The 12,409-nt window shown below is 70.1% G+C and carries 12 protein-coding genes; 8 read left to right on the forward strand and 4 right to left on the reverse strand.

Annotated features, from left to right (window positions below; all coding sequences use genetic code 11):
* Nucleotides 1–77 precede the first annotated feature (77 nt).
* A complete protein-coding gene (locus ABD716_RS03585) occupies nt 78–2,576 on the reverse strand; it encodes a DEAD/DEAH box helicase (protein ID WP_344773882.1) in 2,499 nt (832 codons plus the stop codon).
* A gap of 140 nt (nt 2,577–2,716) precedes the next feature.
* Between ABD716_RS03585 and ABD716_RS03590 the strand changes: the two genes are divergently transcribed.
* From ABD716_RS03590 to ABD716_RS03615, 6 genes are all read left to right on the forward strand, one after another.
* A complete protein-coding gene (locus tag ABD716_RS03590; protein ID WP_344773883.1) occupies nt 2,717–3,235 on the forward strand; it encodes a MarR family transcriptional regulator in 519 nt (172 codons plus the stop codon).
* A 53-nt stretch (nt 3,236–3,288) separates the two neighbouring features.
* Nucleotides 3,289–3,579, forward strand: a complete 291-nt coding sequence (locus tag ABD716_RS03595) for a hypothetical protein (protein WP_344773884.1) — start codon at nt 3,289–3,291, stop codon at nt 3,577–3,579.
* A gap of 6 nt (nt 3,580–3,585) precedes the next feature.
* Nucleotides 3,586–4,473, forward strand: a complete 888-nt coding sequence (locus ABD716_RS03600; RefSeq protein ID WP_344773885.1) for a serine/threonine-protein kinase — start codon at nt 3,586–3,588, stop codon at nt 4,471–4,473.
* A 53-nt stretch (nt 4,474–4,526) separates the two neighbouring features.
* Entirely contained in the window at nt 4,527–5,441 is a 915-nt protein-coding gene (locus tag ABD716_RS03605) for a DUF817 domain-containing protein (protein ID WP_344773886.1), read from the forward strand.
* Between the two features lie 155 nt (nt 5,442–5,596).
* Nucleotides 5,597–6,166 (forward strand): LemA family protein, encoded by a 570-nt coding sequence (locus ABD716_RS03610; RefSeq protein WP_344773887.1) that lies wholly within the window; start codon nt 5,597–5,599, stop codon nt 6,164–6,166.
* Between the two features lie 26 nt (nt 6,167–6,192).
* Nucleotides 6,193–7,116: a M48 family metalloprotease gene (locus ABD716_RS03615; RefSeq protein WP_344773889.1), complete on the forward strand. Its 924-nt coding sequence runs from the start codon at nt 6,193–6,195 to the stop codon at nt 7,114–7,116.
* On the opposite strand, the gene ABD716_RS03620 is transcribed toward ABD716_RS03615, so the two are convergent.
* Together ABD716_RS03620 and ABD716_RS03625 are read right to left on the reverse strand one after the other, a co-directional pair.
* A complete protein-coding gene (locus ABD716_RS03620; RefSeq protein ID WP_344773891.1) occupies nt 7,091–8,035 on the reverse strand; it encodes an aminoglycoside phosphotransferase family protein in 945 nt (314 codons plus the stop codon). The two genes, ABD716_RS03615 and ABD716_RS03620, sit on opposite strands and share 26 nt — an antisense overlap.
* Before the next feature lie 18 nt (nt 8,036–8,053).
* Nucleotides 8,054–9,292 carry a winged helix-turn-helix domain-containing protein gene (locus ABD716_RS03625; protein ID WP_344773893.1) on the reverse strand — a complete coding sequence of 413 codons (1,239 nt, stop codon included), beginning with the start codon at nt 9,290–9,292 and terminating at the stop codon, nt 8,054–8,056.
* 60 nt (nt 9,293–9,352) lie between these two features.
* Here ABD716_RS03625 and ABD716_RS03630 point away from each other — a divergent pair, with 60 nt between their 5' ends.
* Both ABD716_RS03630 and ilvA read left to right on the forward strand, forming a co-directional pair.
* Nucleotides 9,353–10,576 carry an AI-2E family transporter gene (locus ABD716_RS03630; protein ID WP_344773895.1) on the forward strand — a complete coding sequence of 408 codons (1,224 nt, stop codon included), beginning with the start codon at nt 9,353–9,355 and terminating at the stop codon, nt 10,574–10,576.
* 4 nt (nt 10,577–10,580) lie between these two features.
* Nucleotides 10,581–11,843, forward strand: a complete 1,263-nt coding sequence (gene ilvA, locus ABD716_RS03635) for a threonine ammonia-lyase (protein WP_344773897.1) — start codon at nt 10,581–10,583, stop codon at nt 11,841–11,843.
* A gap of 52 nt (nt 11,844–11,895) precedes the next feature.
* On the opposite strand, the gene greA is transcribed toward ilvA, so the two are convergent.
* On the reverse strand, nt 11,896–12,387 hold the full coding sequence (gene greA, locus ABD716_RS03640; RefSeq protein WP_344773899.1) for a transcription elongation factor GreA: 492 nt from the start codon (nt 12,385–12,387) through the stop codon (nt 11,896–11,898).
* Between the last annotated feature and the right edge of the window lie 22 nt (nt 12,388–12,409).

Genomic DNA, 12,409 nt, shown 5'->3' on the forward strand with positions numbered 1-12,409 from the left:
GGCGTCCTGCCCCGACGTTTGCGTCCGCCGCGCTGGGCTCACGTGTCGGCGGGGGACGCAGAAGCGATGGCCCGCGCTCAGAGCCGGCCCACCCAGTCGACGTGCAGCACCGCCTCGCCCGCCTCCTCAGAGGCGGCGAGGTCGACCGTCGCGCGGATGCGCCAGTCATGGTCGCCCGCCGGGTCGTCGATCGTCTGCTCGACCTTCCACTCGGTGCCGCCCGCGTCGACCGAGAACAGCGCGGCCGAGCGCGACGCGGGCCCGGTGAGCACCTCGTCGTGGTCGGCGTAGTACGCGTCGAGGAAGGCGCCCCAGTCGACGTCGGGGTCGAGCTCGGCGAGTTCGTCGTCGCGCTCGAGGGCGGCGAGCTGCACGCGGCGGAAGAGCTCGTTGCGCACGAGGATCGTGAAGGCGCGCGTATTCGTCAGGATGCTGGGCGGCGCAGGCGGCACCACGGGGGTCTCGTCGGTCACGGTCGGGTTGACCAGCTCGGTCCATTCGTCGACCAGCGAGGAATCCACCTGGCGCACGAGCTCGCCGAGCCACTCGATGATGTCGAGCAGCTCGTCGGTCTTCGCCTCGTCGGGAACGGTCTGCCGGATCGCTCGGTACGCGTCCGACAGGTAGCGCAGCACCAGGCCCTCAGAGCGCGCGAGCTGGTAGTGCTGCACGAACTCGGCGAACGACATGGCGCGCTCGAACATGTCGCGCACGACCGACTTCGGCGACAGCGCGAAGTCACGCACCCACGGCTGGCTCGCGGCGAAGGTCTCGTAGGCCTGCGCGAGCAGCTCCTCGAGCGGCTTCGGCCAGGTCACCTCCTCGAGCAGCTCCATGCGCTCCTCGTACTCGATGCCCTCGCGCTTCATCGCGGCGACCGCCTCGCCGCGGGCGGCGAACTGCTGCTGCGCGAGGATGCCGCGCGGGTCGTCGAGCGTCGCCTCGATGACGCTCACGACGTCGAGCGCGTAGTGCCCCGTGCCGACTGAGCCCTCGCCGCCCTCGGGGTCGAGCAGCTCGATCGCCGCCAGCGCGAACGGCGACAGCGGCTGGTTGAGAGCGAAGTTCGGCTGCAGCTCGACGGTCAGGGATACCTGCCCCGAGGCATCCGACTGCACGATGCCCGACGTCACGAGCGTGCGGTAGATGCCGAGCGCGCGCCGCGCGAGCTCGTACTGCCGTGCACGCGGCTGGTGGTTCTCGAAGAGCAGCCGCCGCATGTTGGCGAGCACGTCGCCGCCCCGGGCGATCACGTTGATCAGCATCGCCGCCGTGATCTCGAAGTGCGGCGTCAGGGGCTCGGGTTCGGCGGCGATCAGCCGGTCGAACGACCCCTTGCCCCACGTGACGAAGCCCGCGGCCGGCTTCTTGCGCACGACCTTCTTGAGCTTCTTCGGGTCGTCGCCCGCTTTGCGCAGAGCCGCGGCGTTCTCGATCTCGTGCTCGGGGGCTTCGACGACGACGGTGCCGGCGGTGTCGAACCCCGCGCGGCCCGCGCGCCCGGCGATCTGATGGAACTCGCGGGCGGTGAGCTGCCGCATGCGCGTGCCGTCGAACTTCGACAGCCCGGTCAGCAGCACCGAGCGAATGGGCACGTTGATGCCGACGCCCAGGGTGTCGGTGCCGCAGATGACCGGCAGCAGCCCGCGCTGGGCGAGCGTCTCGACCAGACGGCGGTAGCGGGGCAGCATGCCCGCGTGATGCACGCCGATGCCGGCGCGCACGAGCCGCGACAGCGTCTTGCCGAAGGCGGTCGTGAAGCGGAAGCCGCCGATCGCCTGCGCGATCTCATCCCGCCGCTCGCGCGAGGCGATGCGGGTGCTCGAGAGCGCCTGCGCGAGCTCGAGCGCGGCCGCCTGCGAGAAGTGCACGATGTAGATCGGCGCCTCGCGCGACTCGAGCAGCGACTCGACCGTCTCGTGCACGGGGGTGTCGACGTAGGAGTACGACAGCGGCACCGGCCGCGCGACACCCGTCACCTGCGCGACCTCGCGCCCGGTGCGCTCGCGCAGGTCGGCGACGATGGGCGTCACGTCGCCGAGGGTCGCCGACATGAGCACGAACTGCGCGCGGGGCAGTTCGAGCAGCGGCACCTGCCAGGCCCAGCCGCGGTCGGGGTCGGCGTAGTAGTGGAACTCGTCCATCACGACCTGGTCGACCGCGGCGTCGGCGCCCTGGCGCAGGGCCAGGTTCGCGAGGATCTCGGCCGTGCAGCACACGATGGGCGCATCGGCGTTCACCGAGCTGTCGCCCGTGACCATGCCGACATTCTCGGCGCCGAAGATCTCGACGAGTGCGAAGAACTTCTCGCTCACCAGGGCTTTGATGGGTGCGGTGTAGTAGCTGCGCTTTCCCTGCGCGAGGGATGCCGCATGGGCGGCGACCGCGACGAGCGACTTGCCCGTCCCGGTCGGCGTCGACAGCACGAGGTGCGCGCCGAGGAACAGCTCGAGCGCCGACTCCTCTTGCGCGGGGTAGAGCGTGAGGCCCCGTTCCTCCGCCCACCCCGAGAACGCCTCGAACATCGCGTCCGGGTCGTAGGGGCGCGGCAGGCGCTCGGGCAGGCTGGCAGGCATCCGCTCAATTCAACCTCATCGGCGCTCATGCGCCGGGCGTCGGTCCCACTAACACACGCAATAGCCTGTGTATAGCCCACTGGGTAAATTTTCTTGGTGAATAGTTCACCGAGTAGCTTCATCTTCGGAAAGGAACGCACGTGCCCCTGACTGTCGTACGTCGCGAAAGCGAGCACCTCTACAGCCGTCTCCCCAAGACGGAAGCGGGATTGCGCGCCGTCGAGGCGCTGCTCGCGCTGCAGCGCGCCGAGACGATCGAGCTTGAGAACGCGCGCCGCGCCGCCCACCTGACCCGCAGCGAGTTCCAGGCGCTGCGCTACCTGCTGCAGGCCCAGCGCGACGAGCGCCCGATGGGCCCGAAGGACCTGGTCATCATGCTCGACCTGTCGCCCGCCGCGGTGACGAAGGTCGTCGACCGGCTCGTCGCGCTCGGCGATCTGCAGCGCACTGCTCACCCGCGCGATCGCCGCGCGATCTACCTGACCCCGACCGAGGCAGGGGCGGCGAAGATCAACGCGGCGTACGCGCCGTTCCACCAGACGCTCGTCGACGTGATCGACGGGCTCGACGAAGCCACCAACAACGCACTTCACGACGGCCTTCACGCCGTCGTCGAGCAGCTCACCCGGAACCATTCGGGCGAGCTGGCCACTGCCTGACTTCCGCACCCCACCCGCCGCGCCGCGAGCGCAGCGGAACGAGAGGACCCACCGTGACGACCTTCCTTGAAGCGCCGGGCGACCGGCGCGATGCCCAGGCCGCTGCCGCCGACGCGGCGGTGCCTGGCGCCGCCTGCCTGCAGTGGCGCGAGGTCGAGCCGGGCTTCTGGGCCGCCAGCGCCGACGGGAACTTCGGCGGAACGGTCGAGCGCGTCGGGAAGCGCTTTTGCGCTCGCGACGCACTGGGAACCGTGTTGGACGTGTTCGCGGATGCCGCGAGCGCGAGGCATCGGGTGGCGGAGCGCTTCGCGCAGACTCTGCCGGCCGCTGACAGGTGGGAGTGACCGACCATGACCGGTCTGGACAATCCGGAGAGCCGCGCGATGGTGATCGGCGGCCGGTACTCCGTGCGCGAGGCGCTCGGCCGCGGCGGCGCGGCGACCGTCTACCGCGCCGTCGACCTCAAGCTCGACCGCGAGGTGGCGCTCAAGGTCTTCGCCTCCGACGACATCACGGGAACCGACGAGGAACGCCGCGACCGCCGCACGCGCGAGATCTGCCTGCTGGCGCGCGTGAACCACCCCAATCTCGTGACCCTGTTCGACGCCGACTGGGACGCCGAGCACTCCGGCAACGGCTACCTCGTCATGGAGCTCGTGCGCGGCCTCACCCTGCGCCGCCGCCTCGACATGCGCGGGCCCGAACCGGAACTCGCCGCGCAGCTCGCGGTCGAACTCGGCGCGGCCCTCGCCTATCTGCACGCCGACGGCATCATCCACCGCGACCTGAAGCCCGAGAACATCCTGCTCGCGAACGGCCTCGGCGGGGCCGTCAGCACGAAGCTCGTGGACTTCGGCATCGCACAGCTGCTCGGCGACGAGCGGCTGACCTCCGACCGCAGCATCCTCGGCACGGCCGCGTATCTCGCGCCAGAGCAGGTCGCCGGCGAGGGGGCGGTGCCGGCGAGCGACATCTACGCGCTCGGCCTCGTGCTTCTCGAGTGCCTGACGGGCCGGCGCTCGTTCCCGGGCGGCGCCGTCGAGGCGGCGATCGCCCGCATGACGCAGAACCCGCCGCTGCCCGATGGTCTGCACCCCACGTGGCGCGCGCTGCTCACGGCGATGACCGCGCGCGACCCGGGCGAGCGACCGACCGCGGCGCAGCTCGCGCAGCTCGCGGCCGGCCTGCCGCGGGACGCCATCGCGACGCCGGTCGTCGAGCTGCTGCCTGTCGCGTAGCGCGCGCCTTTCAGAAATGCAGGGCAGGATGCCCGCATGCTGAGGTTTGCGGAATGAGGGCCGGCGCGCCCGCGACGCACCTCGAGCGGCGCATCGATACGGCCGCCCACCGGATGCTCGGCGATGCTCGGGCCGCCGGCTGGCGCGCGGGGCTCATCGAGTTCCTCGTGTTCGGGGCGAAGCAGGCGTGGGCGTGCGTGTTCGGATTCCTCATGCTCGCGCTCATCCTCGCGGCGAAGTTCCTCGCCCCGCACGGCGTCGGGCCGGTCGCACACAACGACCTCGTGACGATCGGGGCGGTGCTGATCCAGCTCGGCATGGTGCTGTTCGGGCTCGAGACGCTGCGCGAGCTGCGGGTCATCATCCTCTTCCACGTCGTCGGCACTGTGATGGAGCTGTTCAAGACGGGCATTGGCGCCTGGCTGTACCCGGGCCCCGGCGTCCTGCACCTCGGCGCTGTGCCGCTCTACAGCGGCTTCATGTACGCGGCGGTCGGCTCGTACCTCGTGCGCGTCTACCGGCTCTTCGACCTGCGCTTCGCGCGCTACCCCTGGCGCTGGCTCACGGCGGTGATCGCCGGCGCCATCTATCTCAACTTCTTCACCCACCATTGGATCGTCGATCTGCGCTGGGTGCTGCTCGTCGCGGTGCTCGCCGCCTTCGGGCCGTGCGTGATGCACTTCCGCGTGTTCCGTCGCGGGTTCCGGATGCCCCTCGTCGCCGCATTCGGCCTGGTCGCCGTCTTCATCTGGCTCGGCGAGAACCTGGCCACCTTCGGCGGCGCATGGGCCTATCCCGACCAGCTCGCGGGCTGGCACCCGGTGACGCCCGCGAAGATCGTGAGCTGGTTCCTGCTCATGATCATCTCGGTGGTGCTGGTGGCCTGGATCTACCCGCCGCGGAAACCGGAGCTCGTGGCATCCCCGGCACCGGTCACGGGCCCCACGCCGTCGGCCGGCGCAGCGTGAGCGCTCCGACGATCACGGCCCCGACGATTCACGCGCCAAGGCGTCCTTGCTTTGAGTGAGCCGACAAGCCTCCGAAAGCCGCATCCGCGTCGATAGGATGTGCGCGACGCCGGGTGAAAGCCGCCCGGTCCCCACCTTCTCGAGGAGCTCCCGCCATGCTCGCCTGGCTCATCCCGCTCATCATCGTCGTCGTGGTCCTCATCATCATCGGCATCTGGTACTGGGCGACCTACAACTCCCTGATCCAGCTGAACGTGCGGGTCGACGAGGCGTGGAGCGACATCACCGTGCAGCTGAAGCGCCGCGCCGACCTGATTCCCAACCTGGTCGACACCGTGAAGGGCTACGCCACGCACGAGCGCACCGTGTTCGAAGACGTCACGAAGGCGCGCGCCGAGACAATCTCGGCACAGACTCCGGGTGAGGCATCCGTGGCCGAGGGGCACTTCCAGGCCGCGCTGAAGAGCATCTTCGCCGTGGCAGAGGCCTACCCGCAGCTGCAGGCCAGCCAGAACTTCCTGCGCCTGCAGGCCGACCTCGTCGACACGGAAGACAAGATCCAGGCGGCCCGCCGCTTCTACAACGGCGGCGTGCGCGAATACAACACCAAGATCAGGCAGTTCCCCTCGAACATCGTCGCGCGCAACCTGCACTACGCAGACCGCGAGTTCTTCGAGGTGCCCGACGCCGCGGCGATCTCCGAGCCGCCGCGCGTCCAGTTCTGAGCGCGCCTGAACCCGGCTAGGCAGAGATGTACCGAGCGATAGCCCGGAACAAGCGGAACACGGTCTTCTTCATCCTGTTCTTCCTGGTCCTCGTGGGGCTGGTGTCCTACGCGATCAGCTACTTTCAGGGCGGCGGCTGGACGATCACGATCGTCGCGCTCGTGATCGCCATCGCCTACGCCGTGCTGCAGTACTTCACCGCGGGCTCGCAGGCCGTCGCCATGGCGGGCGCGGTGCAGCTGCAGCAGAAGTCCGATCACCCCGTGCTGTGGCAGACGGTCGAGAACATCTGCATCTCGACCGGCATGCCGATGCCGAAGATCTACATCGTCAACGACCCGGCGCCGAACGCGTTCGCGACGGGCCGCGACCCCGACCACGCGGTGGTCGCGGCGACGACGGGCCTGCTCGAGATCATGAACCCGACCGAGCTCATGGCCGTCATGGCGCACGAGATGGGGCACGTGCGCAACTACGACATCCGGGTCTCCACGATCGTGTTCGGGCTCGTCGTGGCGATCGGCTTCATCGCCGACATCTTCATCCGCATGACGTTCTTCGGGGCGGTGTTCGGCGGCGGCAACAGCCGCGGCCGCAGCAACAGCAACGGCGGCGGCGGGGGCGGAAACCCGATCATCCTGATCCTGGGACTCGTGGCGATCGTGCTCGCGCCGATTCTCGCGGCACTCGTGCAGGCGGCCATCTCGCGCCAGCGCGAGTACCTGGCCGACGCGACGAGCGCCGAGATCACCCGATTCCCCGAGGGGCTCGAGTCGGCGCTGCAGAAGCTCGGGGACTACGGCCGGCCCATGGTGCGGCAGAACACCTCGATGGCCCATCTGTGGATCGCCGACCCCCTGCGGCCGTCGTTCACCTCGCGTCTGTTCTCGACGCACCCGCCGATTCCCGATCGCATCGCGCGGCTCAAGAAGATCGGCCAGGGGTTCTGAGCGAGACGGATTCCTGCTCGAGCGCCCGCAGCGCGCGGGTGGCCATCTCGGTCATGCCCGCGTTCGTCTCGCGGTAGTAGGGGAGCGCAAGCACGGCCTGCGAGATCGCCCACCCGCGGCCGCGGCGCCACATGGCGTCGTCGAGCCCGAGGCGCTCTTCGAGCCGCGCCCGGAACCGCGCGCGGTCGGCGCCCGTGAAGACGTTCCAGGCGGCGAGCAGCTCGCAGGACGGGTCGCCGACGCCGGCGGCGGCCCAGTCGAGAACACCGGCGAGCCGCCCCCTCTCGTCGACGAGGAGATTGCTCGGCAGCAGATCGGAGTGCACCCAGACGGGCGCGCCGCGCCACTCGGGAGCGGCCAGCGCATCGTCCCAGAGGGCGCGCAGCCGCTCGAGGTCGAACTCGACCCCCAGCTCTTCCATGGTCTCGCGCACCGGGTCCGCGAGCGGCGCCAGCGGCCCGCTGCGCTGGGCGCGCCGCACGCCCGCGGTCGGCAGCTCGCGCAGCCGCTGCAGGAATCCGACGAGGTCGTCGATCAGCGCGGCGGAATCGAGCAGGGCTTCGGGCACCGGCATCTCGCCGGGCAGCCACTGCAGCACCGACCAGGTGAACGGATAGCCGTCGTCGGGCCTTCCGGTGGCGAGCACGCGCGGGACCGGCACGGGCAGTCGGCCGCCCACGCGCTCGAGGATCGCCGTCTCGACGGGGACGCCGACCCCGTCGCCGGGGATGAAGGGCAGACGAACGACCTTGTCGTCGCCCAGCCTGAACATCGCGTTCGTCGTTCCGTAAGAGGGAACGCGGACGATGGGGGCGCCGGCCCACTGCGGGAACTGCGCAGAGACGAGCCGGTGCACGTCGGCCGCGGACACGTCGAGCTGGTGCGCGTGCATCCTGGGGGCGGGGTCGCTGGAAGGCATCACCTCAAGTGTGCCCGCTCAGGCGATGAGCTCATCTGCGCCGGCGAGAGCCGGCGCCAGATCGCCGCGCCCCATGACGACGACCCCGTCGAGGCCCTGCCACTCGGCCGTCGCCGCGAGCAACGGCGCGAGCCGCTCGGCGACGGCCTCAGGCTCGCGCCCCGTTTCCACCCAGGCCGATTGCACCCGCAGCAGCCCTGCCTGGCGGTCGCTCTTCAGATCGACCCGGCCGACGATCTCGTCGTCGACGAGGACCGGCAGTGTGTAGTACCCGTAGACGCGCTTCGGAGCGGGGGTGTAGATCTCGATGCGGTAGTGCATGCCGAACATGCGCAGCAGGCGGTCGCGCTCCCACACCACGGGGTCGAACGGCGAGAGCACCGCCGTCGCCGCGATGGCACGGGGAACGCGCACGCCGGCGGGCACGAACGCCGCCAGCGGGCGGCCGGCCGCGCCGACCCAGCCCTCGACGTGCACCCGCTCGACGTCACCCGCATCGATCAGCTCGTGCAGCGCCGTCTTCGTCTCGGCGGTGTAGAGACGGTAGTAATCGGCGATGTCTGACAGCGTGCCGACGCCGAGGGCGGTGACGGCACGGCGCACGAGCTCGCGCACGGCGTCGGGCTCGGCCACGGCCGCCCCCAGCACCGAGGTGGGCAGCACGTCGGCCGCGAGCGCGTAGCGCCGTTCGAAGCGCGTGCGCCCGGCTGTCGCGAGCTCGCCCGCGCGGAACATCACCTCGAGCCCCTGCTTGACCTCGGACCAGCCCCACCACGGGCCCTGCCTGACATTCGCGTCGTGCTCGATCTCGCTCGCGGCCAGCGGCCCTTTCGCCGCGAGCTCGGAGCGCAGCCACTCGATCGTCTCGCGGCCGGCGGTGAGCCCCCAGCTCTCTTTCCCGGCGAGGTACTTCTCGCGGTAGCGACGGTGACGGAAGCGGAACAGCGGCCAGTCACGCACGCGCACGAACGCGGCCTCGTGGGCCCACACCTCGGTGTAGCCGGCGTCGGAGGCCGGCGAGCCCGGCCGGAAGGTGAGGCGGTCGAGCAATGACTTGTCGTATGCCCCGAGCCGCGCGAACGCCGGCAGATAGTGCGAGCGCTCGAAGACGTTCACCGAGTCGATCTGCAGCAGGCCGAGCCGCTCGAAAAGCCCGTTCAGCTGGCGTGTTCCCACCCGCTCGGGCGCCGGGCGGCCAAAGCCCTGGGCGGCGAGTGCGACGCGGCGCGCGGCCGCCGCGCTGAGTGTCTGAACCATCGCCTCGACGCTACCGCGAGCCACCGACATCGGACTTCTGAGAGCTCTAGACTCGGCAGCATGACCGCCCCTCGGCCACGCAGCTTCCGGACGGCCGCATTCCGCGCCCGCACCGGAGCCGCCCGCGCGCGTTCGGAGTCCCAGAAGGTCGACGACTCCCTTCCCCGGGGCGTCCTGCTGGCATCCGCCTGGTCATGGCGCCTGCTGCTGATCGGCGCCGCGATCGCCGTGCTGCTGTTCGTCATCGTGCAATTGCGGCTCATCGTCGTGCCGGTGCTGATCGCGATCCTGCTGTCTGCGCTGCTCGTGCCGCTCAAGGACCTGCTCGTGCGGGTACACGTGCCGAAGTGGGTCGCGATCGTCGTCTGCATGGCCGTCACGGTCGCCGTGCTCGGCGGTCTGCTCTATCTCGTCGGGGAGCAGCTGCGCGCGGAATCCGGCACGCTGCGCCACCAGACGATGGCCTCGGTCGAGTCCCTGCGAACGTGGCTGACCGGGCCGCCGTTCAACCTCTCCGACCGGCAGATCGACGACGGCATCCGCCAGATCACGGACGCGGTCCAGACCGACAGCCAGGTGCTCATCAATGGGGCGCTCTCGGTCGGCTCGACGGTGGGGCACTTCGCGACCGGCCTGCTGCTGACGCTGTTCAGCACCCTGTTCATCCTGATCGACGGCGAAGGCATCTGGCGCTGGGTCGTGAGCGTCTTCCCGCGCCGTGCACGGCTCGCGGCAGATGGCGCCGGGCGCGCCGGCTGGCTGACGCTGCGCAGCTTCGTGCGCGTGCAGATCCTCGTGGCATCCATCGATGCGCTGGGCATCGGCCTCGGCGCGTTCTTCCTCGGCCTGCCGCTCGCGGTTCCTGTCGCCGTGCTCGTGTTCCTCGGCTCGTTCATCCCGATCGTCGGCGCGGTCGTCACAGGCACGCTCGCGGTCTTCATCGCGCTGGTCTACAAGGGGTTCTGGTTCGCGCTCATCATGCTCGCCGTCGTGCTGTTCGTGCAGCAGCTCGAGGGGCACGTGCTGCAGCCGCTCATCATGGGCACCGCGGTCAAGGTCCACCCCCTCGCGGTCGTGCTGGTGGTCGCTGCGGGCGCGCTGCTCGCGGGAGTGACCGGGGCGCTGTTCGCGGTGCCCTTCGCCGCCGTGCTCAACGTGATGATCGGCTACATCTCGCTGCAGTCGTGGAAGACGGCGCCGCCGCCCCGGTGGCAGAGCTCGCGGACCGCCCTCTGGCAGGTGGTGCCCCGCGAGCGGGTGCGAAGGGCCGGAAACATAGACTGACGCAATGAGTTCCGCGCCCGAATCAGCCGCCACCGTCTATCTCGGCCCGACCCTCGCCGAGATCGAGCAGGCCCGCGAGGTGGTCGCGCGCGTGATTCAGCCGACCCCCATGGAGCACAGCCGCGCTCTCGAGGAACTGCTCGGTGTGCCCGTGTGGCTCAAGGCCGAGAACCTGCAGCGCACCGGCTCGTACAAGATCCGCGGTGCATACAACCGACTCAGCCGCCTCTCCGACGAGGAGAAGGCGCGCGGTGTGGTCGCGGCGTCGGCGGGGAACCACGCGCAGGGCGTCGCGATGGCCGCCCAGCGCCTCGGCATCAGCGCCACCATCTTCATGCCGGTCGGCGTCGCCCTGCCGAAGCTGCAGGCGACCCGCGCATACGGCGCGCAGGCCGTGCTCGAGGGCACCACCTTCAACGAGACCCTCGCCGCCGCGCAGGCGTTCACCGCGCGCACGGGCGCCGTGTTCATCCCGCCCTACGATCACGAGGACGTCATCACGGGGCAGGCCACGCTCGGCCTCGAGATCCTCGAGCAGGTGCCCGACGTCGAGACGATCCTCGTGCCGATCGGCGGCGGCGGCCTCATCTCGGGCGTTGCCCGGGCGGCGAAGCTCACGGCCGAGTCGCAGGGCCGCAGCATCCGCATCGTCGGCGTCCAGGCCGAGAACGCCGCCAGCTACCCCGCCTCGCTCGCCGCGGGCGAGAAGGTGTCGATCGCGATCGAGCCGACCATCGCCGACGGCATCGCCGTCGGCCGCCCCGGCAACCTCAACTTCCCGATCGTCCAGGCCTACGTCGACGAGGTCGTCACCGTCGGCGAGGACGATCTCGCCCGCGCGATCCTCGTGCTGCTCGAGCGGGCCAAGCTCGTCGTCGAACCCGCGGGCGCCGCGGGTGTCGCCGCCATTCTCGCGGGGAAGGTGGCCGCGACCGGCCCCACCGTCGCGGTGCTCTCCGGCGGGAACATCGACCCGCTGCTCATGCAGCGCGTCATCGCGCACGGCCTCGAGGCATCCGCCCGCTATCTCACCGTGCGCATCATGCTGCCCGACCGCCCCGGTCAGCTCGCGACGATCTCGCAGCTGCTCGCCGAAGTCAGCGCGAACGTCATCGAGGTGCTGCACACGCGGCACCACAACGGCCTGCAGATCAGCCAGGTCGCGCTCGAGATCTCCGTCGAGACGCGCGGCCCCGAGCATCGCGCGCAGGTGCTGCAGCACCTGCGCGAGGCGGGCTACGAGCCGCTCGTCGAGCAGGCGGAATAGCGGATACGAGAAAGGCCCCGTCGTGCGACGGGGCCTTTGGCTCGCGGATGCCTTACTGGCCGCTCCACGTCTGAACGTCGGTGATCTCGACCGAGATCTCCTTGCCGTTCGGCGCGGTGTAGCTCGTCTTGTCGCCGATCTTGAGGCCGAGGATCGCGGAGCCGATAGGGCTCTGCTCGCTGTACACCGAGTACTCGCTGTCTTTGGCGATCTCGCGGTTGCCGACGACGAACGTGTCCTCTGCGCCGGCGATGACCGCCGTGACGAGGGTGCCCGGTTCGACGACTCCGTTGCTCTCGGGGGCGACGCCCACCTTGGAGTGCGCAAGCAGGTTCTTCAGGGTCACGATGCGCGCTTCCTGCACGCCCTGCTGGTCCTTGGCGGCGTGGTAGCCGCCGTTCTCCTTGAGGTCGCCCTCTTCGCGCGCCGCCTCGATGCGCTTGGCGATCTCGGCGCGGCCGGTCGTCTCCAGGTAGGTGAGCTCGTCGTTCAGCCGGTCGTACGCCTCCTGCGTGAGGAAGGTGACCGTGGTCTCCTGGGACATGGTTGCTCCTTGCTTCGACGGC

The organism is Gryllotalpicola kribbensis (assembly GCF_039538245.1).
Classification (GTDB): domain Bacteria; phylum Actinomycetota; class Actinomycetes; order Actinomycetales; family Microbacteriaceae; genus Gryllotalpicola; species Gryllotalpicola kribbensis.